Source organism: Nocardia sp. NPDC060220, assembly GCF_042727815.1.
GTDB lineage: Bacteria > Actinomycetota > Actinomycetes > Mycobacteriales > Mycobacteriaceae > Nocardia.
The window spans coordinates 1-1,375 of record NZ_JBHWZY010001269.1 but is presented as its reverse complement, the minus strand read 5'-3'; the positions used below and the strand labels follow the sequence as shown (position 1 = coordinate 1,375).

3 protein-coding genes are annotated in these 1,375 nt (G+C 66.8%); all 3 read right to left on the bottom strand.

Going from position 1 to position 1,375, the window contains the following annotated elements; genetic code table 11:
* Positions 1 to 384: chlorite dismutase family protein (locus ACFWF3_RS35945; protein WP_379318625.1), on the bottom strand; the 384-nt coding region annotated here is incomplete at its 3' end.
* A gap of 43 nt (positions 385 to 427) precedes the next feature.
* Complete coding sequence (locus ACFWF3_RS35940) at positions 428 to 586, bottom strand: hypothetical protein (RefSeq protein WP_378626730.1); 159 nt, start codon at positions 584 to 586, stop codon at positions 428 to 430.
* A 53-nt stretch (positions 587 to 639) separates the two neighbouring features.
* Positions 640 to 1,375 (bottom strand): SDR family NAD(P)-dependent oxidoreductase (locus ACFWF3_RS35935; protein WP_379318623.1); only part of this gene is annotated, 736 nt, incomplete at its 5' end.

Here is a 1,375-nt window from a genome sequence, read left to right as displayed (position 1 = left end):
GTTCCCCGCGTCCTCGCCTGCCAGGAACGCCGGAATGTGGCTCTTGTTGAACTCCGCGGGCCGGTGCACCGCCACATTGCTCCAGACCGGCGCACTCGCCCTGCCCAGCTCGGTGGTCCGCCGGAAATCGGAGTACGCGGCCTGCAGGTCCTCGACCCGCTCGGCATGTGTCCACAGCATGAAATCGGCGTCGGCCCGCAGCCCCGCCACGTCGTAGATCCCGCGCAGCACCACGCCCTTGTCGGCGAGTCCGTCGAAGAACTCCTGTGCCTCCTTGATCGCCCCGGCCCGGTCCTCACCGAGCACGCCCGGCTGAACCTGGAACACCGAGAACATCAGGTAGCGAATGGTGGAGTTGAGAGCCTGGTAGTCGAGTCGCGCCATGGATCTATGGTGCCACTGCGGCGTTTTCGCCCGCGGTCGGGGCTCAGTCCCCTACCGGTCTGCTCGCCCGCCACGGCGACGACTCGTCACTGCCGAACACCGAGGTCACCGTCGTCGCCTCACCGTCGTGAAGTTCGACCGGCCCGAGATCGGGATCGAGAATCAGGCTTCGCTCGTTGCGCTGCTCACCGGCAATGGTCACAGCGGGCGATCATGCAGTACCGCTATCGCCGATGCCCGCTGACACGCCGCTGGTCAGCCGGAGAAGCTGTCAAGTCCGGTGAGCTCACTGGACAGGGTCCAGAGACGGGCGGCGGCAGCGGGGTCGACGGCCCACGGTTTCACACCGCCGGCGAGCATGTCGTCGTCGGTGGCGACTTCGGCGACATCGCAGTCCTGGCAATACGCACCGCCGTGCCGCGCCAGCGCTGCGGCGGTCGCCGCCCAGACTGCGGTCGCCGCCCCCTGCGCCGGGGTTTTGAAGCCCTCGGCCTGGTGACCGTCACTGCCGATCCAGCCCTGCGAGATCTGTTCCGCACGGGCGATATGGCGTTGAAGTGGCGTGAGGATGCTGCCCGGGTGCACGGAGTACGCGTTGATCCCCGCTGCCGCGCCGATCGCGTCGAGGTGGGTGGCGAACAGCGCGTTGGCGGTTTTGGACTGACCGTAGGCTCTCCAGATGTCGTAGTCGCGGCTGAAATGTAGGTCGTTCCAGCGGATACCGGACAGGAAGTGGCCCGACGATGCCACCGCCACCACACGAGCCCCGCTCCGGGCCAGCGCCGGACGCAAACGGTTGACCAGTGCGAAGTGCCCGAGATGATTGATCGCGAAGTGCGCTTCCCAGCCCGGCCCGACATCCCGGCATGGGTAGGCCATCACCCCGGCGTTCGCGATGATGACGTCGATGCTCCGGCCGGTATCGAGAAAACGTTCACTGAACACCCGCACACTGTCGAGATCGGCCAGGTCGAGTTCATCGACCTCCGCG